Below are 24813 nucleotides of genomic sequence, written 5' to 3' on the forward strand. Positions count from 1 at the left end.
AACGGCTGTGAGTGATTGGTTTCGGCATGTAACGCTTTGTACTCTGGATGAAAATAATTCAATAGCTCACTATTGAATCACCCTAGATGCCTGACTATAGTGGAAAAAATGTTTTATTAACCCGTGAACAGCAGGAGAGTGCATGAGCAATCAGCAGAGTCATCATAATGTCGTCGATCGTCAATTTGCCGATCAGGCCAACGCTTATCTCAGCAGTGCGGTACATGCACAGGGCGAAGATTTAAAACGCCTTACGCATCTGCTCAGCGGTGAAGACTTTGCGAGCGTTCTCGATCTCGGCTGTGGAGCCGGTCATGCAAGTTTTGCCGTGGCAGCTCAAGTTAACGACGTTGTTGCTTATGATCTCTCCGAAAAAATGCTCGCAGTGGTAAAACAGGCGGCAAGTGATAAAGGGCTGACTAATCTGAGTACCGCGCAGGGCGTTGCTGAATCCCTGCCGTTCGATAATGAATCTTTCGATATTGTTATTAGCCGTTATTCGGCGCACCACTGGTACGATGTTGGTCAGGCATTACGTGAGGTTAAGCGCGTGCTAAAGCCAGGGGGAAGGGCGATCTTTATGGACGTTGTGTCGCCAGGTCACTCTGTTTTAGATGTACATCTGCAAACGGTGGAGATTCTGCGCGATACGTCGCACGTGCGAGATTATGCGCCTGGCGAATGGTTAGCGTTTTTCACCGAGGCAGGACTACAAATCCAAACCGTCACGTCTGACCGTTTACACCTCGAGTTTGGTAGTTGGATTAGCCGCATGCGTACGCCAGAACCGCTGGTTACCGCGATTCGAATGGTACAGGAAAGCGCATCGGAAGAGGTTAAACAACATTTTGAAGTGCAGCCCGATGGCTCATTTACCAGTGATATCATGATGTTTGAAGTCGTTAAGGCTTGAAAATAGGCCGGAGCAAGTCTCCGGCTTAATCAGACATCGATTTAGTTACAACATACATTGTAAGTGCTATTAATACCCACATGAGACTTCAGTGAAGCGATGGAGTTTCGTGGAATATGAACGTACGCGCGCCGAGCAAAACAGTAGGCCCCTCATAAACAACGGATTCTGTTCTGAGAGGCCTGAGTAGTTAGCCTAAATAGCGCTGCTCTAAATGACGACGGAAGAAGCTTGGGTTGAGTGTTTCTCCGCTAGCATTTTGAATCAGCGTATCAGTATCGAAACGTGAGCCATGCTGCCAGATATTTTGGCGTAACCAACCTGAAAGCGCAGAAAGATCGCCGCGCAAGATCTGTTGGTCAAGGTCAGGGAAGGCATTTTTTGCTGAGGCGAACAGCTGAGCGGCATACATCGCACCTAGAGTGTAGGTAGGGAAATAACCAAAGGCACCGTCTGTCCAATGGATATCCTGCATACAACCATCACGGAAATTACCCTGTGTGTTTAAGCCGAGGTAAGACTGCATTTTTTCATTCCAAAGCTCTGGAATATGTTGCACTTCAATCTCGCCCTCAATCAGCGCGCGCTCAATTTCATAACGCAAAATGACATGAGCTGGGTAGCTAACTTCATCGGCATCAATACGTATAAAACCGGCCTCAACGCGCTGGTTCATACGCAAAAAGTTGCCTTGTTCAAAAGCGGGTTGATCGCCGAAAGCTTTTTGCACATAAGGGCGTAAAAACGCGAGGAAAGGCTCGCTGCGCGCCAGTTGCATTTCGAAAAATAAGCTTTGGGATTCATGGATTGCCGTTGAGCGTGCTTCACCAATCGGTTGTCCAGCCCACTGTTTTGGCAAGTTTTGCTCATACCGAGCGTGGCCTGTTTCATGCACGATGCCCAGCAATGCACTAAGAAAATCATCTTCGGTATAGCGTGTAGTAATACGCACATCTTCAGGTACTCCGCCGCAGAAGGGATGAGCACTCACGTCTAATCGGCCGTGATTAAAATCAAAGCCGAGTACCTGCATGATTTCTATGCCCAGAGCGCGCTGTTTATCAACCGCAAAAGGGCCCTGCGCGGCGAGTGTTGATTCTGTTTTCTGTTTTTCGACGATGTTTTTTAATAAATCCGGCAGCCAGCTTTTTACGTCAGCGAAGATCGTATCGAGGCGCGCGCTGGTCATGCCCGGTTCATAGAGATCGAGCAAGGCGTCGTAGCGGCTCACATTGGTTTTTTCAGCACGGATTTGCGCTTCTTCACGGCTTAATTCCACAACCGGAGTAAAGTTTTTTACGAATCCATCCCAGTCGTTATTCGGGCGCTGGGTACGCCACGCGTGCTCGCATTGCATACCGGCTAATGATTTTGCCGAAACAAACTTTTCCGGCAAGATCACGGCCTGCTGATAGCGACGTGTAATTTCAGCAAGGTTTGCCTGTTGCTCTGGGTTTAAATCTTCACTTTTCGCCTGTTCGATCCAGTCTGCAACCTGCGGGGCGGTTAACGTTTGGTGCATCAATACGCTTAATTCGGCTAGCGCTTCTGCTCGCGCCTGACTGCCGCCGGCAGGCATTTGTGTTTGCATATCCCAACCAGTAATGGCGGAAAGGTGCGAGAAGCGAGATAGGCGAGTAAACGTGTCGCGAAGATGCTGGTAGGCGTTTGTCATCGTAGGCTCCAAATGGCGTCTATACTCGTCAAACTTGAAGCGGCATCTTAGCTGATGCAACGCCGATTATTGGGGAGTATAGAGGCAATAAAAATTATAAGCGGTTATCGCTTTGTACATTGATAACCGGCACGGTATCAGCCTGACGGCGTGGCCAGGTAAATAGCATGGAAGCACCGCCCAGCGAGCTACCGCTGGCAGAAATAGTCCCTTGGTAGGCTTGAGCAATGCTGTACACAATGGCGAGCCCCAGCCCGCAGCCACCGGTTGCCCGATCGCGGCTTGGGTCTAAGCGAACAAAGGGCTCAAAGACTCTTTCGCGTTCTTCTGGCGGAATCCCTGGGCCATCATCGTCAACCTGTAAACAGGCAATGTCACCATCCAACCACAGCCCAATGCGCAGTTTTTTCTGGCTGTAGCGTAAGGCATTGTTCACTAAATTATCTAATACGCGCTCCATCAGCCGCAGATCGACTGCGCCAAAATCACCGGCGTGAGGAATATCGAGCGTAATTTCATGCTCAGGATGAATCATCTGAAAGTCTGCGATGCGTTCGGCTAACCATTTAGGCAGATCGATGGCTTCTAAATTGGTCTCAACCTGAGGGCGGTCAAGGCGAGCGTAGGTCAGCAGTTCGTCTATCAGCCCTTCGAGCTGCGCGATATCACGATTTAACGCCGTTTGCTCGGATTCAGACAGATTTTCACTCATGGCTAAGCGGTAGCGTAGACGAACCAACGGCGTGCGCAGTTCGTGGGCTATGCCATCTATCAGCTGTTTTTTGCTGATGATGAGTGTGTTGATATTGTCGGCCATTTGATTGAAAGCCACCCCGAGCCGATGCAGGCTCGACGTGGGTTCGAAATGTGTTCGCTCTTCGAGATGGCCTTCACCTAAGCGCTGAGCCGCATTCTCTAATTTCAATAAATCCTGCCAATGAGGGCGCATCCAGAGAAAAACCGGTAGGGCTAACGAAAGCCCGATGAACAGCAACAGAGCCAAATCCAGCAGGCGCATTTCATGCAAATAGAAAAGGTACGGAATCGGGCCGACGGCTAAAACGTAGTGGCTACGCGGGATGCGCTGAATAAATGAATATTCACTATCCAAAGCCACAATTTCGCCATTTCTCAATTTTTTTTCTAAATCAGAAGGGAGCTGACGTTTACCCAATGGCTCAATATGGAACTTAAACGAGAGATTCCAATCGAGCTTGTTAATGGTTTTATTCCAATCGCGTGGGGGAATTTCGCGCAGCTCACTTCGGATAAGATAGAGCGAGCTTTTCATCAGGTCATCCATTGATTGGCGTCCGGCACGCTCGGCGGTGACCTTATAAACTAGCCCAACTAGCATGGCCATCACCAGAAAGCAGACGAACAACAACAGATAAAACTGAACAAAAAGCTTTCTCATTGAAAATTATTCCCACGCATTCGGTGCAAACAGGTAGCCCTTATTTCGCACGGTTTTAATACGGAACGGGTCAATTGCGTTGTCATCCAGTTTTCGACGCAGGCGAGAAATCGCCACGTCGATGCTGCGATCCATGCCGTCATAGCTCACGCCGCGTAGAGTGAGCAGCAGGGCATCGCGATCCATAATGGTTCCCGCATGGGTCGCCAGTTCCCACAGCAGGTCGAAATCGGAGGTCGAAAGGTTAATATTCTTATCTTTCAACGTGATCTGACGATTCACTGGGTCAATACGCAACTGCCCAAAATGAATACCGTTGCGGGTATTCACCGGTGTCGCTTCGCTTTCTATTGTTTGTGGTTGATGCTGGCGTAAATGCAAGCGCAAGCGCGCCAGCAATACCGCCGGTGGCGTCGTTTTTAGAATATAGTCATTAGCGCCCATCTCAAGCGACAAGATATGATTCATATCGCTGTCGAGCGAGGTGAGCAGCACGATAGGGCCTTTGTACACGGGGCGTAAATCGCGGCATAACGTCATACCGTCTTTGCCGGGCAACATGATATCCAGCAAAACCAAGTCAGGATTAAGGCGAATAATCGTTTCCATTGCCGTATCACCGCGCGGCTCGATGGTGACATCGAGATCGTGCTTACCAAGGTATGCCGCAATAAGCTGCCCAACCTCTTGATCATCTTCAACAAATACAATGTTGTTCATAACGATTTCTATGCCTTCGCGTGGTAAAACGATTTTATATGAGTTTTGCAAACTAACGCAGTGGACGCCCACCATCCACGCTAATAGTACGGCCAGTCACGAACCGGCTGTTCAACAGAAACTCAATGGTATTCACTATTTCATGTTCACCCGGCGCTATTTTCATCAATGATTTGTCTAGCGCCTTTTGGCGGTACTCATCATCATCCAATGAATTAAACATGATTAGCGCAGGAGCAATGGCATTCACTTTAACTTCTGGTGCCAATTTCGCCGCAAAAGATCGGGTCATATTGTCCAATGCCGCTTTGCTTGCGGCATACGCGATATGTTTGGCGCTGCCGCGTTCCACCACATAATCGGTGATGTGGATAATATCGGCTCCGGCTTCGCCTTGACCAACCAGCAATGGCTCCAAAAGTTGATTAAGAAGATAGGGGGTATAGACATGAATTTGCAGCATAGATGCCAACGTTTGTTCGGGCGCGGTCTCTGGTGATTCGGCCAACCACGCACTGGCGTTATGAATAACCGCACGCAGTTTGGGCGTGTGAGCTTTAACCAGTTCGGCAAAACGATAGATTTCGTCAGTTTGGGTGAAATCACCTTGAATGCAAACCGCACCCGCGCTGCGTAATCCTTCTAACGCTGGGTATTCACTGCGATAGGCCACAATCACAGCGGTTCCCTGTGACAACAATGCATGCGCTAATGCCAGCCCGATTCTGCGGGCACCTCCAGTGATTAAGACGGGGGAGGAGTAGGCATTGGTCATGTATTCGGTCCCTATGTTTAGTGGCTTTGGCATAATGCAAATGTTGCCGCAGATTATGCCACTTGTTGCAGTTGTTAGCACATAGAGAAACGTATCTGGATGACTAATTAGATAAGGCGTGGCGTTGCTTTTAATCGTCAGACGTCCCGCCATAAACGGCGGGAAACTATTATACATCTATACAGTTAATTCATTTACCACGTCGGCCACGCTTTTCACTCCTCGGATACTGCCGATACCGGTACCCAGCGAGATATAACCTTCATCGGTATTGCCTTCAAGCATACCAATTCGTAAACCGCGCAAGCCGCCCATCACTTTTCCGATCTCTTCGTTACTGGCTCCCGCTTTATCCATCGCAACCAGTTTTTCTGTTAGCTTACCGGGCAGAGAGCGATAGTAGGCAGGTTGAGTACGGAAAAGCTGCATATCTAAGCCATCAGACTGAATAATTTTATCTTTTACCGACTGAGGCACACGGCTTTCTTCAGTGCTGATAAAGACTGAACCCGCAAAGACTCCGCTAGCGCCAAGGGCCTGTGCCGCTTTAGCCGTTCGGCCATCAGTGATGCCGCCAGCCGCCAATACAGGCACGTTTTGTACCGCATCGGCAATTAGCGGTACCACTGAAAATGTGCCTAAGGCTTTGCCGGGGAGGGTTCCACCTTCATCAAAACCGGTTGCCACAATAATATCTGCACCGGCGGCTTCAGCAATGCGGGTATTTTCTGGCGATGGGTCGAGATCGCGATAGATGATAGCAATGCCGGCGCCTTTTAATTCGTTAAACAATGCGGGGATCACCGCACCTTCACCATACGCGGTATAAACCACGACTTTGACGCCTTCTTCTTTAATAACTTGCAGGATAGGCGGAGTCCAGATGTCATTCTCAGGTGAGGGGATCAGGTTAACGCCAAACGGTTTTTCAGTCAGCGCTTTGGTTTTTCGAATTTCTTCACGCATTTTTTCAGCCGTTTCGTGTGGCGTAGATACCGCCGTTTCAGCCGTTAAACCTGCATTGGGGCCCAAAACACCAAGACCTCCAGCGTTGCTGACCGCTGCAACTAAACGGGCATCGGTAAGCCAGGATAGTGGTCCCTGAATCACCGGTTTTTCTATGCCTAAGATTTGGCAGATACGATTATTTTGCATAACACAATTTCCTTCTGAAGAACGCTTCAGACTGGTTTTTAAGAGTAGGGCGAGTCTAGTGATTTTTATTATTGAGAAAAATAGCAATACTGATACATCACTATTATTAGATATGTAACAATAAGGTTTATATATTCTCGCGTTCCGCGATTGACCTCACTGTGAATGAAGCGTGCTATGCAAATTAATCTTTTTGAATTAATTAAAGTTTTTATCGAGATTGTTGAATCTGGCAGTTTTACCCGAGCCGCAGAAAACCTGCAAATTCATCGTCCAGCAGTAACCAAAGCCCTACAGCAGTTAGAGCAGCACAGCGGCGTGCGTCTGCTACAGCGCACAACGCGCCAGATAAATTTGACGCCTGAAGGTGAGGATTTTTATCAGCGCAGCAAACCACTATTGGCACAGGCGGATGATTTGCTCGAATCCTTTGCCCCAGACCGTCCTTTATCTGGGCAGTTACGCGTGGATATGCCGATCTCCTTTGCTGCCTTGCGCGTGGTACCCAATCTGCCGGATTTTTATCGTATGCACCCCGATATAGAAATTATTCTCAGTTGCTCCGATCGTCGCCGAAATATGCTGCGTGATGGTTTGGACTGCGTCTTGCGAATGGGAGAGTTAGAAGACGGCGACTATATTTCACGCCCGTTGGGAAACATCGACATGCTCACCTGCGCCAGCCCTGCCTATCTTGCCGCGCACGGTAGGTTAGATACCCTCGAAGACTTACAGCATCATCAGGCCGTTAACTGGGTTAATAGCAATAGTCGTCAGACAATGCCGTGGATATTTAAAACAGAGACAGGAACGGCGGAGATTCACCCACCGGGTAAACTGATCATGGATAATTCTGAAGCCTACATCGTTGCAGGCCTTGCTGGCTTAGGGCTTTTACAGGGCATGCGATTTTTTCTACAGCCTTATCTCGATAGTGGGCGGCTTGTTGAGGTGTTGCCTAACTATCCAGTCCCGCACCGCAAACTGTCGTTGCTTTATCCACACCGTCACCTTTCAAGAAAAGTACGTGCGTTTGCTGAATGGCTTGAAGAATTGTTGCGGAAAGGTTAATTAAAACTAATTGGCTGACAAAAAATAAAATACTGAATATCAGTATTTAGAATTTAGAGAATGAAGTCATTAGGTATTGAATCTAGTGATATTCACTTTAAAGAAATACTCTGGTGGATGAGTATAGTGTGACTTAAATATAAGTTAGGTGAATTAAAAGAAAGGTTTTATTAGATTGCGTAAAATCACTGAGCTTAAAATTTATTTTATATAGAGAGTAGTTACTTAACGTTATAAAAACTGCAATTCAATAGGGGCAAGCTAAACATTGCTCAGGCTAGATAGTACCTGACGTCACGCCGGTAAAGGGAGGTTTGACGTTACCCATAACATAGCCGATCTTGCTGGTACTATGAAGGTAATATATTAAGTGTTAACAATGTAAAATCAAATTAACAAATAAGTTAAATTTTTAATGAGACGATAAAATAATGAAACGGCGATGATGATATTTATATTTATTATATTAAGTTTCATTTTGCATATGGTTTTCTATTTCAGAAAATGCCATTATGGGTTGGGCGTTAAAATATAAATATGACTGATTGCGTCTGCATTTTTAACCATTAAATTATTCTTTGTGCGTATGTGTCGCTGTCTTACAGAGGGGAGGCTAAGGAAATGTCCGGTATTCATTCGACCGTCGGTGATAGAGAAACACTTTGTTTTGATTACACGCGGTTTCTGTCAGCTTCCTGTGACAAGCACTGGAGTTTCTTAGACGCAATCTACGGCGTGATGCCGTTATTTGGCATGGTGACGCGTTCCCAGAATCGTTGCTCAGAATTCAAATCGATTGAAAATCTTAATGTACAGATCCGCCAGCTCGCGATGCAGGTGCTTTCTACGCAGGTCAGTGATGAAACGAATATTATCCGTCTCATTGAATTGGTGAAAAGCCAAGGATTGCAGGAGCTCGATATCCAGCTGCCTTATGCGCTTGAAGATGAACAGCTAAAAGTGATTAAGGCCGAGTGTCGTAATGCGGTTAGCATGACTCAAGATGACGAGCGTTTACACGTTGTTATTGCCGCCAAATAATCTAACAAAATAACGTTCCTAAAATTGAAAGGTGGCCTAAGCCACCTTTTTGCGTTTCTACTGGCTAATTAGCCAAGCATATTAACCAAACATAAACCATGCAGCTGGGAAGGTTGCAAGCAGCAGCAGGAAGATGCCCATGCGCTCCATTCCACACAGATCTTTTTTGCTCTCTAAACCACGACGAGCAAACATAAAGACCAACAGACCGGGCGCATACAGCATGACAGACATCAGCAGATGTGTGATGCCGGAAGCATAAATCAGCCATAGACCATAAGCACAGGCGCCGTAGGCGGCAAACATAATTCGTTTGTCTTGCTTCTGACGACCCACTTTTAACAGGAACGCGCCGACTAAGAAATAAGGCACCAAAATCATCTCTGAAGCGATAGTGAGCAAGTTATTGTAGTTTGCTCCCGTCAGCCAGATGATAATCAGGGTAACTTGAACGGCACCGTTGGTCAGCCAAAGCGATGAAGCGGGGGCTTCTTTGCTATTTTGTTTACCGAAAATCTTAGGGAACGCCCCTTGCTGGGAAGCAAGGAAGGGCACTTCCGCAGCCATAATAGTCCAGCTCAAGTAGGCACCGCACACCGATACAATCAGCCCTGCGGCAATAATAATCTCGCCGATTGGCCCCATCATATTCACCATCAAACCTGCCATTGATGGATTACGGATTTCAGCCAGTTCAGCGCGAGGCATCACACCGAGTGAAAGTAGAGTGATGAGCAGGTAAACCACTAACGCCGAAATCACGGCCAGCATGGTGGCTAAGCCAACATCTTTCTTATGCTTAGCGCGTGCAGACACGACGACTGCGCCTTCAACCCCGATGAATACCCATAGCGTGTAGAGCATCGTGTCTTTTACCTGTTCCCAAACAGGAACGCCCAGCTTGATGCCGGTAAAATCAATCTTAAAGGTATCAAGCTTGAACGCCATCGCGGCGAGAACCACAAACAGGCCCAGAGGCAATAGCTTAGCCAGTGTTGCGGCAAGATTAATACCCGCCGCCGTTTTCACCCCGCGCAGGATCAGGAAGTGAACCACCCAAAGCAAAATAGACTCGCCGACGATAGCCTGCCATGTATTACCGTCGCCAAAGACGGTATGACCCGCCGAATCAGTAAAGAAACTCAGGGCAGCAAATACAATCACCAGATACGACACGTTCGCAATAACCGCGCATAGCCAATATCCCCAAGCTGAGCAAAAACCGATGAGTTCACCGAACCCTTCTTTGGCGTAGGTAAAAATACCGCCGTCTAAGTCAGGTCGAAGTCTGGTCAGTAGCAGCATGGCGAAGGCGAGGAACAAAATGCCAACGCCGGTAATCGTCCAACCGATCAGCAATGCAGCGGGACTCGCTACAGCAGCCATATTTTGTGGCAGACTAAAAACGCCAGCCCCTAGCATAGAGCTGAGTACTAAAGCCGTTAGGGCGGTGAGTCCGAGTTTTTTATCCAATGCGAAGTCCTGAAACCAGTGTAATTAACTGTTTGATAACATATGATGAGTTTAAATACGGTTATGCGTTCAAATATGCAAAACATTAAACCGTAAAAGTGGCGCAGATTGTACGAGTTGAGGGGTGGGGGTGCAATGGATGAATATGCGTTTTATGCAAAAAAGTATGCAATTGTTAGCTGATGTTTTTCGCAGATACGTTTCGTTGCGATCGCGTGAATAATTACGCCAATAAGAAAGGGCAGCCAATGGCTGCCCTTTGCACGACATATGAAAGATTTATTATTTGAACAGATCGGCACTAATGGTGAGGTTACCACCGCTTTTGTTCTGCCACTGACGCGTAATGTGGTAGTACTTCGCACCTTTCTTCGCTGCGCGCTTAGCCACTTCAGAAGACACATCGGTCATGCTGTTGAAGTGACCTGTAAAGGTCACTGAGTCAAATGGAACCATTTGAGCAGCGGTAGTGTTATTCACTTCCTGAATCTGCGTACCGTCTGGCAGCGTAACGGTATAGCGCTTACCGGTAGACGACTGAGTTTCGAAGAAGCGACCTACACCAGTGCTTGGTGTGCCTGATGAAGCCACGCCTGGGATCTCAACGTTGGCAGCCGCTGCGCCACCGGCAGCCAGTGCGGCTTTACCCGCGTCAGAATCGGCAGGGATCGCATCTGGGCTCTGAACCTGACGTTTCGGGGCGTCAGCTTTATAAATGTAAGCCGTAATGTATTGGTTGCCGCCGCTATTGGCGTCAATCTGGCGAACGATAAAGTAGGAGGCTGCACCTTTCTTGGCTGCTGCACGGCTGATGGCATCGGTCACATCAGGCTGGCTGCGGAAGAAGCCGCTTACGGTAACGGTGTCGTAAGGCTGGAGCAGATAAGCTTCTGTCTTAGGCAGTTCTTTCACGCCGTTGAATTCGCGGTAGTTTGTCGTTTCTTTCACGGTCTCGGCATCTTTCTTATACACGTCCGCCGTGACACGCCAGTTGCCGCCGTTATTGCTGTTATTAATGTCCTGAATATAGAAATAGTCAGCGCCCATGCTATCGGCACGACGAGAAACCGCGCTTGCTGCATCGTTGATCGCGTTAAAGCGTCCGCTGATCGTTACTCGTTCAAATGGTTTTAGTTCGGAGGCTTTCTCTGGTGTGAGTTCCTGTGCAGCCTGAACAGACAGCGCAGTAAGAGACAATAACGCTGATGCAATAATGGTGGTTTTCAGCTTCATAAAAAATCCTTTACGCCTTTTTGCATTGACGAGTATTGCAGGCAGAACCGTTTCGTCTTTTAACAGTTGTTTCTGCTGATGCTCAACTTATCGTAGTGACAATGTATGTAAAAAATAATGGGGCAGATTATTACATGTAATAAGTTGTCATGCCTCAGTAATTTATGCGTACTCAGTGATATGGTTACCAAATCGCATTTTTGCTTCATTCTAGATTACGCTAAAGAAATTCGCGTAGCAGCCAGAATAGCACTCAAGTGTTAAGTTTGTGTTAACGCATCATTCAAGTTCATGATTAAAAGGCTTCATGGCAATCGTCTGGCTAATATCTACCCACTCTTTTGACCGTGAAATCAAGATATTAAGACCCGTTTTCACAATCTTTCTACTAATCCTGAACATAAAGCGATAAATTTTATTAAATATAGCCTGCAAACGTATGGGAATAGTGGATCATCGGTTATATTTTCAGTAGGTTATAGGTAGCTATGTATACCTAAAGTAGCAAGAGTTTCTACTCTGTGTAAAAAAGGTATAGCAAACACTGAGCTGCAAGGCTCTGACGGTCATCGCTATCTCAGGATGACGCTCATCTTATTGACAGGTGAAAAGGGAAGATTATGCGTATTGGTATACCCAGAGAGCGGTTGGCCAATGAAGCCCGTGTAGCAGCCACGCCGAAAACGGTAGAGCAGCTACTGAAATTGGGTTTTACCGTGGCGATCGAAAACGGTGCTGGCAAATTAGCGAGCTTCGATGATGCGGCATTCCAGCAGGCTGGAGCCGAAATTGTTGGTTATGAAGATATTTGGCAATCTGACGTCATTTTAAAAGTGAATGCGCCAGAAGATGAAGAAATTGCCCTGATGAATCCGGGCAGTACTTTAATCAGCTTCATTTGGCCTGCACAAAACCAAGATCTGCTACAAAAACTGGCAGAGCGTCAGGTCACCGTTATGGCGATGGATTCCGTGCCGCGTATTTCTCGCGCCCAATCCCTCGACGCCCTGAGCTCCATGGCAAACATCGCGGGTTACCGTGCCATTGTTGAAGCCGCACACGAATTCGGGCGCTTCTTTACCGGACAGATCACCGCAGCAGGTAAAGTTCCTCCTGCCAAAGTGATGGTCATTGGTGCTGGCGTGGCTGGTTTAGCTGCGATCGGCGCAGCGGGAAGCTTAGGTGCCATAGTGCGCGCCTTCGATACGCGCCCCGAAGTGAAAGAGCAAGTACAAAGCATGGGCGCCGAGTTCCTTGAGCTAGACTTCGAGGAAGAAGCCGGCAGCGGCGATGGCTACGCTAAGGTGATGTCTCCGGCGTTCATTAAAGCTGAGATGGAACTGTTCGCCGCTCAGGCGAAAGACGTGGATATTATCGTCACCACGGCGCTGATTCCGGGTAAACCTGCCCCACGCTTGATTACCAAAGAAATGGTTGAGTCCATGAAGCCGGGCAGCGTGATTGTCGATTTGGCGGCGCAAACCGGCGGTAACTGCGAACTGACAGTCGCGGACACGGTAACCGAAACGCCAAACGGCGTGAAAATCATAGGCTATACCGATCTGCCAAGCCGGTTGCCAACCCAGTCATCTCAGCTGTATGCCACCAACTTGGTAAACCTGCTGAAACTGTTGTGCAAAGAGAAAGACGGCACGCTTAACGTTGATTTCGACGATACCGTTATTCGCGGTGTTACCGTCGTTAAAACCGGTGAAGTGACGTGGCCAGCACCGCCAATTCAGGTTTCTGCTCAGCCAAAAGCGAAAGCGGCTGAACCTGTTGCGGCAAAAGAGCCAGAGAAACCGGCTTCTCCATTCAAAAAATATATCATTCTTGCCGTCGCCATTATCCTGTTTGGTTGGCTGGCGAATGTCGCACCAAAAGAGTTTCTTTCGCACTTTACCGTTTTCGCACTTTCGTGCGTGGTCGGTTATTACGTTGTGTGGAATGTCAGTCACGCACTGCATACGCCATTGATGTCGGTAACCAACGCGATTTCAGGGATTATCGTGGTGGGGGCGGTGCTGCAAATTGGCCACGGCGGCTGGATCACGTTCTTTGCTTTTATCGCCGTGCTGATTGCCAGCATTAACATTTTTGGTGGATTCACCGTGACTCAGCGCATGCTGAAAATGTTCCGCAAGAACTAAGGGGTAACACATGTCTGGAGGATTAGTTACTGCAGCATACATTGTTGCCGCGATCCTGTTTATTTTTAGTCTGGCGGGTCTGTCTAAACACGAAACGTCCAAGCAGGGTAACATTTTTGGCGTTGTCGGGATGGCCATTGCGTTGATCGCAACCATCTTTGGCCCAGATTCCAGCAACGTTGGCTGGATCATCGTTGCCATGGTGATCGGTGGTGCCATTGGTATCTATCTGGCGAAGAAAGTCGAAATGACCGAAATGCCAGAGCTGGTTGCCGTATTGCACAGCTTCGTGGGTTTGGCAGCCGTACTGGTCGGCTTTAACAGCTTTATTGAACACCAGCCGGGTTCGATGGAACATGTGATGGAAAACATCCATCTGACCGAAGTGTTCCTCGGTATCTTCATTGGTGCGGTCACCTTCACCGGTTCTATCGTCGCATTTGGTAAACTACGTGGCACGATTTCATCTAAGCCACTAATGTTGCCAAGCCGTCATAAGCTGAACCTGGCTGCGCTGGTTGTCTCTTTCCTTCTGATGGTATGGTTCGTTAATACCGGTAGCACCAGCGTTCAGGTCATGTGCGTACTGCTGATGACAATCATTGCTCTGGCGTTTGGTTGGCATTTGGTGGCCTCAATTGGCGGTGCAGACATGCCGGTTGTGGTTTCTATGCTGAACTCCTATTCCGGTTGGGCCGCAGCGGCTGCGGGCTTCATGCTCAGCAACGATTTGCTGATCGTGACTGGTGCGTTGGTGGGTTCTTCCGGTGCCATCCTGTCTTACATTATGTGTAAGGCGATGAACCGCTCGTTCTTCAGCGTTATAGCCGGTGGTTTTGGTACCGATGGCTCTTCAACGGGTGAAGATCAGGAAATGGGTGAGTACCGCGAAACTACGGCTGAAGAAGTGGCTGAACAGTTGAAAGGCTCTTCATCTGTGATTATCACCCCAGGCTACGGCATGGCCGTGGCTCAGGCGCAGTATCCGGTGGCAGAAATCACCGCGAAGCTGCGTGCGATGGGCGTAAAAGTTCGCTTTGGTATTCATCCGGTTGCCGGTCGTTTGCCAGGACACATGAACGTATTGCTGGCAGAAGCAAAAGTCCCGTATGACATCGTGCTAGAAATGGACGAGATAAACGACGACTTTGCTGATACCGATACCGTTCTGGTTATTGGCGCGAATGACACGGTAAACCCAGCGGCAATGGAAGATCCACGTAGCCCAATCGCCGGTATGCCGGTGTTGGAAGTGTGGAAAGCGCAGAATGTTATCGTGTTCAAACGCTCAATGAACACCGGCTATGCTGGCGTTCAGAACCCATTGTTCTTCAAAGACAATACCCAAATGCTATTTGGTGATGCGAAAGCCAGCGTGGAAGCTATTCTGCGCGCGCTGTAATCACCCTCAGGTATAAAACACAAGGGCCGCAATTGCGGCCCTTTTTACATCTATTATTAGCTACTCATCATCATGTTCATCGTCGTCATCTAATTCCACCGGAGACTGGAAGCCATCAGGCTTAATGGCCAGCAGGTCACACTTCAGATGGTCGATCACATGTTCTGCGGTATTGCCAATAAATGCCGCGGAGATACCGGTTCGCCCTAGCGTACCAAGCACCACAACGCCCGCGTTCAAATGTTCGGCAACGTCAGGAATCACTTCTTCAGGCAGGCCTTTTTCGACATGCGTACATTCTTCTTTCATGCCAAATTTCTGCCGCAACGCTTTCATCGCCAGCAGATGCTGTCCGCGAATCGCATCGTTATAAATACTCGGATCAAAGTCCGGCAGTTCGATGGCGATATTAATTGGCGTAACCGGATAGGCGCCGACCAAGTGCAGAGAGGTATGGTCCACGTGCTCCGCCAGTTCGAGCGACTCTTTCACTAATTTAATGTTAAGCGGGTCATGGTAGGGCTCTTCGCTCGATAGATTCACCGCCACCAGCGCTGTACCGTGCTGTGGCCATGGCTGGTCTTTGACCATCCACACAGGGCAAGGACATTTACGTAATAAATGCCAATCGGTAGGGGTGAAAATAACGGATTCTAAGCGATCGTGCTGATGCGCCATCTTGAGCAGCAAATCGTATTTACCGCTGATGACTTCCTGAATAATCGCTTCAAAAGGACGGTTATGCCAAACCACTTTGATATCAATCGGCACGCCAGCTTCCAAATAATAGCGGCACTGCTCTTTGATCCACGCTGAACGCTGGCTGATAACGCCCTGACGCATGGAGGTGCGCTCATTTGGCGATAACAGCGTTGTCATTTCATAGGAGAAATCATAGATAGACAGGAACGCGGTAATGCGTCCACCGTTTCGTTGGACCAGATAAACAGCACGACGTAACGCCGGTTGATCATCCTGATTGGGGTCAATAGCCACCAGAAGATTCTGATACTTCGCCATACCGCCTCCTCGCTAACCCAAAAAATGTGCGCATGGCACTGTTTTATCGTCCAAAGGACAAAACCATACAATAGGCCTTACTCGTTAAGAGTAAACCATGATGAAAAAACAGCGATGGTTTACTTTTACGCCATTAAAAATCAAAAACTTAAAATCCATATACAATCTATGCTTTTGTAAATGATTTAGATAGCGAATCAACTGTAGCAGTACAACAACAGGATGTGATGATAAGTGTCTCACTTTTGAAGAAAACTTATGGGGATTCACTGAAAAAGTTATCGAATACAACGTAAGAGGGTATAAGCGCTGGGGAGTTAAGCTTAGCTGAGAGATGCTGTTGGGTACCTAGCCTGTAAATACAGGCCTTATGTTTATGCCTCGATCAGCCGCTTGAACAGCAGTTGCTGAATATCTTGGCGCTGCGAAAGAATTACGTGGACGGTAATTCTTTCTTCAGTAGCTGAATAAAGAATTCGGTAACCATTCGCAGTATTGCATTCACGATACTTATCACAGCCGATTTTCACGAGTTCAGGTGCGATTGGGCAGCCTTGCGGAAATATGCCCACTTTGTTTTCAAAATCATCGAGCATTTCACCAACGATAGGGCGAGGGTCGATCTGATTATACTGAAGATAATAAACAATATCATTCAGTGTACTTTTCGCCGTTTGAGTATATTCAATGCTTAAAGGCTGTTTTGACATAAAACTCTCCAATCACTTGCAGATTCACCGATCAAGATCTGCCATTAATTGGTCACGAGAATAAACACGGCCTTCAGCCTTATCTTTCTCAGAAATCGTCAAAAGCTTAAGGAGCGCGATAGCATTATCTCGTTGCTGACGATCATCATAAGATTCAACAACATAAGCCGGTATACCATTCTGGGTAACCACCAATGGTTCCGATAGATCTAGCGCTGCAGCATTTTTCTTTAAATAGCTGATAGTTTCGATTCTCATAATGGCTCCTTTTTATTGAGATCTAAATATAGACCAAATTCAGACCAACGTAAATGGTGGGGTAGTGGCGCGTATGTTTTAGTTGAGTTGAACGATGGGCGCTATGGGCACATATAAACAAAAAGCCCACATCTTAAGATGTGGGCTTTTTAAATTCGGTTAGATAACGCACTGAGCAACTACACGTTCGATTACTCGGTGGTTGAGCGAGGATTACCTGCCAGCAACGAAAGGGCGTCTACGTCTTGAATGGTGATGTATTTGCCTTTAACGCTTAAAATTTCACTTTTCTGGAAACGACCCAGCAGACGGCTGATGGTTTCAACGGTCAGACCCAGATAGTTACCAATGTCGCCACGCGTCATGGTCAAACGGAACTCACGCGGCGAGAAGCCACGTTGGGCAAAACGGCGAGAGAGGTTATAGATGAAGGCTGCCAAACGTTCTTCGGCATTTTTCTTCGACAGCAACAGGATCATGTCCTGATCGCCTTTGATTTCACCGCTCATCAAACGCATCATCTGCTGACGCAGGCTCGGCATTTTACCGGAGAGATCGTCCAGTGTTTCGAATGGGATCTCACAAACCATTGAGGTTTCGAGTGCCTGAGCAAAACTTGGATGTTGCTGGGTACCGATAGCATCAAAACCAACCAGATCGCCCGCAAGATGGAATGCGGTAATCTGTTCATCACCTTGTTCGGTAATGGTGTAGCTCTTGATGGTTCCGGAGCGAATGGCATACAGCGATTTCAGCTCGTCACCGGCTTTAAACAACGCCTGACCTTTCTGAATCGGCTTTTTACGCTCAATGATATTGTCAAGCTGATCCAGCTCGTGCTCATTAAGAGTAAAAGGAATGCACAGCTGGCTAATGCTGCAATCCTGACAATGGATCGCACAACCGCCAGACTGGATACGACGAATGACGCGCTTTTCCGGAATCATAGGTAATGCCCAAGCAATATTGATATTGGTCAATTTTAACATCTTTTAGGGTAGAGAATAAACCCTGTTGTTGATCCAAACGATAATTCCACGATTAAGTCGGCCTAAATTTAAGAAATGTGACCGAAATTAAGTTCTTTTTATGTGACAACGTCACTCAATAAGAATGAATTTGTTGTTATGTTGTGAGTGAATTATTTTCAGTGTTAAATTTTAGCAAAGAAAATAACCATTTAGTTTTCTGCATGAAGTCGAAGTTTCATCGATAAAAGTCAATGGCGGTGCGGTTTTGAGCGCAGCATGTAAACCTTGAAGGTTAATAATTTGTCTCTATTCGTGAAATAACGGTAGCGCAGCCTAAATGAAATTTAAATAATTTCTCATAATGAATATTTTTTTCCTTTTTTGCGAACTCACAACATAAATGAGCAAAAGAGAAACGGAAAAAATCACTGTCCGGCTCACGTTTGGCTTACTTAGTTCAATAAGCTATATCAGACCATTTTTGATTATTTGGCCCGTTCAGCAAAACGCTTTAAAAATGGCGGATGTTTTCTTGTTTAAAGATAGGTCATGAACTTCCAACAACTGAAGATCATCCGCGAGTCTGCGCGTTGCAACTTCAATCTCACCGAAGTCGCTAGCATGCTCTATACCTCCCAGTCGGGAGTAAGCCGCCATATCCGTGAGCTAGAGGATGAGCTGGGGCTGGAAATTTTTGTGCGCCACGGCAAGCGTATTCTGGGGCTCACTGAACCGGGTAAGGCGCTACTCACTGTGGTAGAAAGAACCTTGGACGAAGCCAGCAATATTCGGCGCATTGCAGAGGATTTCACCCAGCAATCGTCAGGTATTTTAGTCATCGCCACCACGCACACCCAAGCGCGTTACAGCCTGCCTCTGGTATTGAAAAACTTTCGTCAGCGATTTCCACAGGTGCGCTTAGTGCTCAATCAAGGCTCGCCGCAGGAAATTCGCACCATGCTGCATAACGGCGATGCGGATATTGGTATCGCCAGCGAGTGTTTAACGGAGTCGCCTGCCATTGCCGCTTTTCCGTGGTTTAACTGGCAACATGCGCTTTTAGTTCCACGAACGCATCCGTTGGTTGAACTGCCGATTACGCTGGAGAACGTTAGCCAATTTCCTTTAATTACCTATCGGCAAGGCATCACTGGGCGCTCACGTATCGATCAGGCGTTCAGTGCGGCGGGGCTAGCACCCGATATCGTACTTAGCGCCCAGGATTCGGACGTGGTCAAGACTTACGTTGAACTGGGTTTTGGCGTTGGGATACTTGCTGAACAGGCATGTCAGAGACTGGAGACTCATCAATTGGTAACGCTTGATGCAAGCGCTCTTTTTGCGCCAAATACGGCGTGGATTGGGGTGAGGAAAGGGCAGATACAGCGTGATTATGTCTGGCAGCTAATTGAATTATGTAATCCAGCATTAACCCCAGCGCAAATAAAAACGCAGGTGATGCAGTTCGAAGACCCATCGGTTATTGATTATCAAATTTGATTTCAGCCATTGAGCATTACGGTGATAGCTCTGTATAAAGCGTGAGCTATCACCGCACTTCCCGAATTTTAAAACCTCTAGCGATGATTTAACCGCTTCGACAGCTTGTCTCCGCTAAACTGCAACACGGTGACCAATGCAACCAGCGCCACAATCACCGTAAACATAACCTGCGTATCAAAGCGCTGATAACCGTAGCGATAGGCTAAATCACCTAGCCCACCGGCACCGATGGCACCGGCCATGGCGGAGGCGTTGATCATGGTCACCAAGGTGATGGTGAAACCACTGACAATGCCCGGTAATGCCTCGGGTAGCAAAACGTGCCAAATGATGTGCAGTCGTTTGCATCCCATCGCCTGCGCAGCTTCTACCAGACCATGATCAACTTCCCGCAGGCTTACTTCTGCGATACGCGCAAAGAAGGGTGTTGCGGCCACGGTCAACGGCACCACGGCGGCCCATACGCCGTAGGTCGTTCCCACAATTAACCGCGTGAAAGGGATCAGTGCGACCATCAGAATTAAGAAAGGCACGGAGCGAAATAGATTCACAAACCAGCCCAATACCTGTTGTATACGTGGCGCTTCATAGAGTCCGTTACGGCTGCATACCACCAAAATCACAGCCAGTGGGAGGCCAATCAGCAGCGCCAGCAGTGATGAAACTCCCACCATCAATAGAGTATCAATAAATCCTTGCCACAAACGATCAAGCTGAATAGACATAGCCCAATGCCTCCACGCGGGTAGCGACTTTTTGCGCTTTGTTAATCAACGCCGTAGCACCAAATTGGGGAATTGCGGTCAGTAAAACGCTGCCGACGGTACGCTGTTGGATAACATCCAGAGAGCTGCTGATAATCTGCACGTCATGGCCTAAGGCCTTTACCAACGCGCTTAGGTTTGGACGACTCGCTTCAAATCCGCTGTAGCTAAGCCGTAATAACAGCGCGACACGCGCAGATTTTGGGTGCGGATGTAATTGAGCTTGGATATTCTCCGGCAGACTCTGTCTCGTCGGCGTGAGCAAGGTTTGTGTGACCTCATGCTGAGGCTCACCAAAAACCTGCCAGACATCGCCAGACTCAATCATTTCGCCATGTTCGAGGACGACTACGCGGTCGCAGATTTCACGGATCACTTCCATCTCGTGGGTAATCAATACAATCGTGAGCTTTAACGTTTGGTTGATGCTTTTAAGCAATGCCAGAATAGAATGCGTAGTTTCAGGATCGAGCGCCGAAGTGGCTTCATCACACAGCAAAATCTCGGGGTCATGCACCAAGGCTCGGGCAATACCTACACGCTGTTTTTGTCCTCCTGAAAGCTGCGCGGGATAAGCATTATGCCGCGCCTCTAAACCCACCAACTTCAGCAGGCTATCGACCTTTAATTTTCTTGCCGCTGCGCTCACGCCCGCTACTTTGAGCGGCAGCTCGATATTTTCACGTACGGTTTTGGCCGAAAGTAAATTGAAGTGCTGGAAAATCATGCCGGTACGGCGTCGAAAGGCAACCAGCTCATTTTCATTCAATGCGCCAATATTGACACCGTTCACAGCCACCGTTCCCGATGACGGATTTTCTAAGCGATTCAGCGTGCGAATCAGAGATGATTTTCCTGCGCCGCTGCGGCCGATAATGCCAAATATTTCACCGCGCTGGATAGTCAGATTAATGTCTTTGAGCGCCTTCACGCCGTTGGCGTAGGTTTTATTCAGATCCGCTAACACAATATGATTGTAGGGAACCTCAGGCACATTTTCGGTTTCTTGAATCTCTTGCTGTTCTAGCACCGCTGGCTCCCGCAGGCTTTCTGCCAGCATAGCGGTGTTGAACATCGAGAGTTGAAGCGCCGACAGGCGAAGCATAGAGAGATTCATCATGGTTATGCGCTCCAGCCAGGCTGATACAGTTTGCCGTAAAATGCGTCCAGTTTGGCGCGAACAACCGGAGAATGCTGATAGATATCAACGAATTTACGCAGTCTCGGGTCGGCTTGATGTCCATCGCGGATCACGAATTGAATGATGTACTGTGGATGGTCAATGCCGTCAAACAGCAAAGCGCTTTCCGGTGCCACGGTATTGGCCTGACGCAGATAGCTTGGATAGCCCTGAGCTAAGTCCACGTCGTCGAAGGAACGAGACAGTTGCACTGCTTCAATTTCTATAATCTGAATTTTCTTGGGATTGCTTATGATGTCATCTTGAGTCGCTTTGTAATCCACGCCGGGTTTCAGAGTAATTAATCCGGCTTTCTGTAACAGCAATAACCCGCGTCCGGCGTTTATCGGATCGTTAGCGATAGCGACTTTCGCACCGACTGGGAGATCGGAAATCTTGCTGTATTTTTTTGAATACAAACCCACGTTATTAATGATGGCGGGCGCGTATGGAACGAGATGCAAACCACCTTGCTGATTGGCATTTTCCAAGAAGGGCTTGTGCTGGAAAAGATTAACGTCAATATCACCATTTTCCAGACTTACGTTGGGCGCGATCCAATCACTGAACTCGATCAGCTCAACGTTCAAACCTTGTTTTTTCGCTTCGGCAACGGCCACCTCAAGCGGCGGTGCGAATGCTGCCGTGGTGCCTAGTTTTAACGGCCCTTCGAACTGAGCGGCGGCGAATACGCTCTGAACACTCAACAACAGCGTAACGGCCAAAGTTCCGAGTTTTACGTGCGCTAACTTCATGGTTCCACCCCTGTAAATACCAAAATTAAGATGCTTGTTTTAACCGGCAAAAGCTTGCAAAGGCTGCGGTTGATAACGTCGTTTAGCGGCTGGGTGCAACGCAGTAAGCTGCGCACCTTGGCCAAAAAGTTTGTGCCGCAGCGCGCCTTCGGCGTACTCGGTTTTGTAAACGCCGCGTGATTGCAGTTCAGGCACCACTAAATCGATGAAGTCGCGGTAGCTGCCGGGATTAACGATGCGCGTTAGGTTGAAACCATCCACGTCGGCTTCATCAATCCACACTTGTAGCGCATCCGCGACCTGCGACGGTGACCCGACAATGACGGGATAACGTGCGCCCAGTGAGTGCTGTTCAAGCAGGCGACGTTTAGTCCAGCCGCTGAAAGCCTTGGTTACGGATTCGATAGCCTCAACTTTTCCCGCCACGATAGGCTCATCCAAATCAAACGAAGCCAAATCAATACCCGTTGAGCTGGAAAAATGTGCCAATCCGGCTTCAGGGCTGGCATAGCGCAGATACTCCTGATGCTTTTCTTTCGCCTCAGCTTCGGTTTTAGCCACAATAACGCCCACACCCATGAACACTTTGAGTGAGTCTGCACGACGACCCGCCGCGACGGCAGCCTGGCGCAGTGTATTGACCTGAGCTTTCATGGCCTGAGGCGTAGCGCCATTCACAAAGGTGCATTCCGCATGGCGAGCCGCGAATTGAATGCCTCGTTTGGAACTTCCCGCCTGATAAAGCAGCGGAGTGCGCTGCGGTGATGGCGAGGTGAGGTGATAGCCTTCAACGTCAAAAAATTCACCATGATGTTGAATAGAGTGAATTTTAGTGCTGTCTGCATAGATTCGGTTTTGACGATCGGCCAGCAGCGCATCTTCTTGCCAACTGCCTTCCCAAAGCTGGTAAAGCACATCAAGGTATTCATCAGCCATATCGTAGCGACGGTCATGCGGGATCTGCTGAGTTTGTCCCATCGCTCGCGCAGCGCTGTCGAGATAACCGGTCACAATATTCCATCCGGCGCGCCCTTGGGTCAGGTGATCCAGCGTGGACATCCTGCGTGCAAACAAATAGGGCTGCTCGTAGCTGAGATTGGCGGTAACACCAAACCCTAAATGTTGTGTAACGCTCGCCATAGCCGGCACCAGCAGCATCGGATCATTCACGGGAAGTTGAATCGACTCCCGCGCCGTTAGACCAATGCCTTGCTGGTATACGTCGTAAACCCCCACGATATCGGCAATAAACAGGCCATCAAACAAACCGCGCTCGAGTAGCTTCGCCAAGTCGAGCCAATAGTTCAGGCTATTGAAATCCGTCGAGCGATCCTCGGGATGCGTCCACATACCGTGATGAATATGCCCAACGCAATTCATGTTGAAGGCATTCATCAAGATCTGTTTTTTAGGCTGGCTCATCAGATTGTCCCTCGGCGCGGCGGACGTTGCCCATTGAGATAAAAATTCCCAACCGCATGGTATTTCCAGCGCACCGGATCGTGCAGGGTATGGGTACGCGCATTGCGCCAATGGCGATCGAGGTTATATTCGCGCAGCGTGGAACGGCTTCCGCCTAGTTCAAAAAGAAGATTACCGGCCGCTAGCGCCACCTCGGTGGTATATGCGCGCGCCTGTGCAACATCAATAGAGGCCTGAGCCACGCTATCCGCCGTTGAGTTATGTTGGGCGGTATCAACCGATAAACCGGCTATTTCCAGCAGCGCATCACCCGCGCTCAGGCGTGCGGAAATACGCCCGATTCGTTCCAGCGTCAAAGGGTCTTCAGTGGCGGCACCCACGCCTGAGTCTATCCACGGGCGTCCATGCTCACGCACAAACGCCAGCATATCTTCGTATGCCGCGCGGGCGATGCCTTGATCGATGGCGGCATGCAGCAGCTGTGCAAATGGGCCAACGGTGGTTGGACGCTCAAATGCGGTGTGGAAAGGCACGACGTCGTCAATATCAACTTCACAATTATTGAGTAACACCGTACCGCTGCCGGTAGTGCGCTGACCAAAACCTGACCAGTCATCAATAATGGTCAGCCCTTCAGTCTCTCTAGGTAAGAAAATCAATACTTCGTTGCCGTCTTCTCCCAGTGCCAGAACCGGAATGCGCTGGGCATAAATTGCGCCGGTGGCATAAAACTTACGGCCGGAAAGCAGCAGTTTATCGCCGCTGCGATGCAGATGAGTCCGACGCGTATGGGCATTCGGTGTGCCAAATTCAGCCAATGCATTACCCAGATGCACACCGTCTAAGACCTCCTGATATAGCCGTTGCTGTTGCGCCTGAGTGCCATTGATACGCAAGACTTCCAAGGCATAAAAATGATTTTGCGGCACCTGTCCAATAGAACCGTCAGCCTGAGCCAAACGGCTTACCACCTGTGCCAAAGTGGCACATGACACATCAGCACCGCCGAATTGAGCCGGAACTGTAATACCCCCTAAACCACTGCTGAACAGCGTATGCAGTTCACTGTCAGGCAGGCGTCGTTCCCGATCACGCAGCGCTGATTCGACGGAAAAAGCCTCGGCTAAACGTTGTGTGAGCGCCAATATTTGGTCTGTAGTTTCTAATCTGGCCGCAGGCGTTTGCGGGGTAACTTGTGTTGTCAT

22 protein-coding genes are annotated in these 24813 nt (G+C 48.5%); 6 read left to right on the top strand and 16 right to left on the bottom strand.

Annotated elements, in window-relative coordinates; translation table 11 throughout:
• The first annotated feature begins 142 nt into the window (after positions 1 to 142).
• Positions 143 to 913 carry a class I SAM-dependent methyltransferase gene (locus RSC70_RS05820; RefSeq protein ID WP_282807039.1) on the top strand — a complete coding sequence of 257 codons (771 nt, stop codon included), beginning with the start codon at positions 143 to 145 and terminating at the stop codon, positions 911 to 913.
• A gap of 190 nt (positions 914 to 1103) precedes the next feature.
• Here RSC70_RS05820 and RSC70_RS05825 read toward each other — a convergent pair whose 3' ends face one another.
• From RSC70_RS05825 to RSC70_RS05845, 5 genes are all read right to left on the bottom strand, one after another.
• Positions 1104 to 2588, bottom strand: a complete 1485-nt coding sequence (locus RSC70_RS05825) for a carboxypeptidase M32 (protein WP_332542006.1) — start codon at positions 2586 to 2588, stop codon at positions 1104 to 1106.
• 94 nt (positions 2589 to 2682) lie between these two features.
• Positions 2683 to 4005, bottom strand: a complete 1323-nt coding sequence (rstB, locus tag RSC70_RS05830; protein ID WP_332542008.1) for a two-component system sensor histidine kinase RstB — start codon at positions 4003 to 4005, stop codon at positions 2683 to 2685.
• Positions 4006 to 4011: 6 nt separating this feature from the next.
• Complete coding sequence (rstA, locus tag RSC70_RS05835) at positions 4012 to 4725, bottom strand: two-component system response regulator RstA (RefSeq protein WP_332542009.1); 714 nt, start codon at positions 4723 to 4725, stop codon at positions 4012 to 4014.
• A gap of 52 nt (positions 4726 to 4777) precedes the next feature.
• Complete coding sequence (gene folM / locus RSC70_RS05840; RefSeq protein ID WP_282807042.1) at positions 4778 to 5500, bottom strand: dihydromonapterin reductase; 723 nt, start codon at positions 5498 to 5500, stop codon at positions 4778 to 4780.
• A gap of 177 nt (positions 5501 to 5677) precedes the next feature.
• A complete protein-coding gene (locus tag RSC70_RS05845) occupies positions 5678 to 6655 on the bottom strand; it encodes an NAD(P)H-dependent flavin oxidoreductase (RefSeq protein ID WP_040044967.1) in 978 nt (325 codons plus the stop codon).
• A gap of 177 nt (positions 6656 to 6832) precedes the next feature.
• Between RSC70_RS05845 and RSC70_RS05850 the strand changes: the two genes are divergently transcribed.
• Entirely contained in the window at positions 6833 to 7726 is an 894-nt protein-coding gene (locus RSC70_RS05850) for a LysR family transcriptional regulator (protein WP_332542010.1), read from the top strand.
• A gap of 621 nt (positions 7727 to 8347) precedes the next feature.
• Entirely contained in the window at positions 8348 to 8767 is a 420-nt protein-coding gene (locus RSC70_RS05855) for a hypothetical protein (protein WP_115102662.1), read from the top strand.
• An 81-nt stretch (positions 8768 to 8848) separates the two neighbouring features.
• Here the strand turns inward: RSC70_RS05855 and RSC70_RS05860 are convergent, their stop codons facing one another.
• Positions 8849 to 10240, bottom strand: a complete 1392-nt coding sequence (locus tag RSC70_RS05860; protein WP_025801336.1) for an amino acid permease — start codon at positions 10238 to 10240, stop codon at positions 8849 to 8851.
• A gap of 282 nt (positions 10241 to 10522) precedes the next feature.
• Positions 10523 to 11473, bottom strand: a complete 951-nt coding sequence (ydgH, locus tag RSC70_RS05865) for a DUF1471 family protein YdgH (RefSeq protein WP_040044964.1) — start codon at positions 11471 to 11473, stop codon at positions 10523 to 10525.
• Between the two features lie 620 nt (positions 11474 to 12093).
• Between ydgH and pntA the strand changes: the two genes are divergently transcribed.
• Both pntA and pntB read left to right on the top strand, forming a co-directional pair.
• Complete coding sequence (gene pntA / locus RSC70_RS05870) at positions 12094 to 13623, top strand: Re/Si-specific NAD(P)(+) transhydrogenase subunit alpha (RefSeq protein WP_025801338.1); 1530 nt, start codon at positions 12094 to 12096, stop codon at positions 13621 to 13623.
• Between the two features lie 10 nt (positions 13624 to 13633).
• Positions 13634 to 15025 carry a Re/Si-specific NAD(P)(+) transhydrogenase subunit beta gene (gene pntB, locus RSC70_RS05875; RefSeq protein WP_025801339.1) on the top strand — a complete coding sequence of 464 codons (1392 nt, stop codon included), beginning with the start codon at positions 13634 to 13636 and terminating at the stop codon, positions 15023 to 15025.
• A 60-nt stretch (positions 15026 to 15085) separates the two neighbouring features.
• Here pntB and uspE read toward each other — a convergent pair whose 3' ends face one another.
• The 4 genes from uspE to RSC70_RS05895 form a co-directional block, all read right to left on the bottom strand.
• Complete coding sequence (uspE, locus tag RSC70_RS05880) at positions 15086 to 16045, bottom strand: universal stress protein UspE (RefSeq protein WP_040044962.1); 960 nt, start codon at positions 16043 to 16045, stop codon at positions 15086 to 15088.
• Positions 16046 to 16419: 374 nt separating this feature from the next.
• On the bottom strand, positions 16420 to 16755 hold the full coding sequence (locus RSC70_RS05885) for a type II toxin-antitoxin system RelE/ParE family toxin (RefSeq protein ID WP_115102660.1): 336 nt from the start codon (positions 16753 to 16755) through the stop codon (positions 16420 to 16422).
• A gap of 24 nt (positions 16756 to 16779) precedes the next feature.
• Positions 16780 to 17013 carry a type II toxin-antitoxin system Phd/YefM family antitoxin gene (locus RSC70_RS05890; protein ID WP_040044960.1) on the bottom strand — a complete coding sequence of 78 codons (234 nt, stop codon included), beginning with the start codon at positions 17011 to 17013 and terminating at the stop codon, positions 16780 to 16782.
• Positions 17014 to 17204: 191 nt separating this feature from the next.
• Complete coding sequence (locus RSC70_RS05895) at positions 17205 to 17960, bottom strand: FNR family transcription factor (RefSeq protein WP_040045164.1); 756 nt, start codon at positions 17958 to 17960, stop codon at positions 17205 to 17207.
• A 573-nt stretch (positions 17961 to 18533) separates the two neighbouring features.
• On the opposite strand from RSC70_RS05895, the gene cbl reads away from it, so the two are divergent.
• Positions 18534 to 19484 (top strand): HTH-type transcriptional regulator Cbl, encoded by a 951-nt coding sequence (cbl, locus tag RSC70_RS05900; protein WP_040044958.1) that lies wholly within the window; start codon positions 18534 to 18536, stop codon positions 19482 to 19484.
• Positions 19485 to 19561: 77 nt separating this feature from the next.
• Here cbl and RSC70_RS05905 read toward each other — a convergent pair whose 3' ends face one another.
• Genes RSC70_RS05905 through RSC70_RS05925 form a run of 5 tightly spaced genes read right to left on the bottom strand, consistent with a single transcriptional unit; the run spans position 19562 to position 24813 of the window.
• Positions 19562 to 20212, bottom strand: a complete 651-nt coding sequence (locus tag RSC70_RS05905) for a methionine ABC transporter permease (RefSeq protein WP_040044957.1) — start codon at positions 20210 to 20212, stop codon at positions 19562 to 19564.
• The gene (locus RSC70_RS05910) at positions 20196 to 21371 is read right to left on the bottom strand and encodes a methionine ABC transporter ATP-binding protein (RefSeq protein WP_332542016.1); all 1176 of its coding nucleotides are present in this window, start codon (positions 21369 to 21371) and stop codon (positions 20196 to 20198) included. Before RSC70_RS05910 ends, RSC70_RS05905 begins: the two co-directional genes overlap by 17 nt.
• A 2-nt stretch (positions 21372 to 21373) precedes the next feature.
• Entirely contained in the window at positions 21374 to 22186 is an 813-nt protein-coding gene (locus RSC70_RS05915) for a MetQ/NlpA family ABC transporter substrate-binding protein (protein WP_061554580.1), read from the bottom strand.
• A gap of 39 nt (positions 22187 to 22225) precedes the next feature.
• Positions 22226 to 23608 (bottom strand): LLM class flavin-dependent oxidoreductase, encoded by a 1383-nt coding sequence (locus tag RSC70_RS05920; protein ID WP_040044956.1) that lies wholly within the window; start codon positions 23606 to 23608, stop codon positions 22226 to 22228.
• Positions 23608 to 24813, bottom strand: coding sequence for an SfnB family sulfur acquisition oxidoreductase (locus tag RSC70_RS05925; RefSeq protein ID WP_332542017.1), 1206 nt, complete (start codon positions 24811 to 24813; stop codon positions 23608 to 23610). Before RSC70_RS05925 ends, RSC70_RS05920 begins: the two co-directional genes overlap by 1 nt.

The sequence above is a fragment of the Hafnia sp. genome (genome assembly GCF_036648275.1).
Taxonomy (GTDB): Bacteria; Pseudomonadota; Gammaproteobacteria; order Enterobacterales; family Enterobacteriaceae; genus Hafnia; species Hafnia alvei.